The 1654-nt window shown below is 39.1% G+C and carries 4 protein-coding genes; all 4 read right to left on the bottom strand.

Features of this window, described 5'->3' with window-relative positions; genetic code table 11:
• Nucleotides 1-78: 78 nt before the first annotated feature.
• Nucleotides 79-465: a hypothetical protein gene (locus ABWW54_RS20050; RefSeq protein WP_353414994.1), complete on the bottom strand. Its 387-nt coding sequence runs from the start codon at nucleotides 463-465 to the stop codon at nucleotides 79-81.
• Between the two features lie 96 nt (nucleotides 466-561).
• On the bottom strand, nucleotides 562-825 hold the full coding sequence (locus ABWW54_RS20045) for a hypothetical protein (RefSeq protein ID WP_353414992.1): 264 nt from the start codon (nucleotides 823-825) through the stop codon (nucleotides 562-564).
• 93 nt (nucleotides 826-918) lie between these two features.
• Entirely contained in the window at nucleotides 919-1251 is a 333-nt protein-coding gene (locus ABWW54_RS20040; protein ID WP_353414990.1) for a hypothetical protein, read from the bottom strand.
• Nucleotides 1252-1336: 85 nt separating this feature from the next.
• On the bottom strand, nucleotides 1337-1654 hold a 318-nt coding region (locus ABWW54_RS20035), incomplete at its 5' end, for a hypothetical protein (protein WP_353414989.1).

Here is a 1654-nt window from a genome sequence, read left to right as displayed (position 1 = left end):
GCGAACACGGGCGCGCAATTTTGCGCGTCCGAGCGAACGCAGTGAGTGAAAAGTGTTTTGCCTTGTTAGGTTTACACTTCACGATAAGTTGTTTTTTGATCGAAGTTCTTTTACTTCACTAACCGATAGTTTAGTTTTTTCTGCGATTATTTCGTCATCTAAAACATCTAATAGATTAGTAGCTATTTCCTGGGGGGTCAGCTCACTATCATTATTGTGGCTGTCCTCGCTACTTTTACGACTGAAAACGCTGAAGAAAAGCGCAAGTACGATTAGAACAATAGATGCACCAACAATGACAATAACATTCTCAGAAGTATAGCTAAAAAGTACTGCTAAAAGACCAGCGCCGACTACAAGGAAAAATAAAAATCTAGACCAAATAATGGATTTAAATTTAATAGTCAATTCCTCAAATATAATTGCAATAAAAACGATGCCTATTATTGAAAGTAATAATTCCATGCTTGTTAAACCTAACGCCTCTCAAACGGGCGCGTTGTAAACGCGTCCGAGCCGAAGGCGGTAGTTTTGGGACTTGTTAGTAGTTTTACTTGCATACTATTTTTTGAATCCAAGTTCTTTTTTGTCTGAATGATTTGTGATGGCTAAAACACTTCCGAGAGGAATGTTTACTTCCCATTCTCTCTGCTCTTTCTGATGGATAACATTGGCAAATATGAAATTTCCGTTCTGTTCCCAATGGTCACATTCTAACCAAATTTGAGTTCCAATTTTCTCTACATAACCATCCAAAATATCTATCAAGTTTGGATGGCTATCCGGATACAAGACTATCGCGTAATAATTCGGGGTTCTATTCATACTACTAACGCCCTTAAAACGGGCGCGCGAATAGCGCGTCCGTGCCAGCAACGCTGGCAAAACCGTTTTTGAGCTTGTATGGTGTTTTCACTACTATTTCCAACTATTAAACTCAAATCCTTCGAAGCCCTTTTGTGGAAAAGTATTTTCCAAGGTTTTGATCAAGTCTGCGGCTTGATCGAAATTCAGATAACAACCATATGAACCTTCAAGGTCTGGCCTCGGTACTTCAAACCAATACAGATCTTCTTCGCAGTAATACATTGCCTGCAAGGTTGTACCATTAGTATCGATTAAGCCAAAGTACTCTTTGTCTTCTTTAACAAAAGGAAAGATCCTTGAATAAACATCCGCCAGTTCTATTGGAATTGGCGATGTAGCGGAGACTTCGTTTCCCAATCTTTGTATTGAGTAAAATGCTTGCATAGCTCTATACACCTAACGCCCTTAAAACGGGCGCGCAGATTCTGCGCGTCCGAATGAACGCAGTGAATGTAAGTTTTTAACCTTGTTAGGTGTTTTTAAAAATTTCTTCATTCAGCTCTTTTACTGTTTCTATTTCAGTCCAATGGGTTTTGCTTTTGTGTGAAACCCATTCATCATAATTGCCTTTAAAATCACTTTCTACTGCAAGCCTTAGACCTTTAGGAGCTAGCTCTTCGAGAGGGTGGTCTAAATTAAAATCTTCTATCTCGTCTTTAGATAAAAAGGAAACTCCACACGCATAACAGTGCCCAAATAAGCGTTTATCTGATAATGAGCTATAAACAGGAACCTCACCACATGCTAACGGGCACTCATCTGTTATAAAGTAAGTTACCGACATACA

Origin of the sequence: Arenicella sp. 4NH20-0111, assembly GCF_040366405.1 — a bacterium.
GTDB lineage: Bacteria > Pseudomonadota > Gammaproteobacteria > Arenicellales > Arenicellaceae > Arenicella.
The sequence above is the reverse complement of the archived record's forward strand: the minus strand, read 5'-3'. Positions and strand labels throughout refer to the sequence as shown.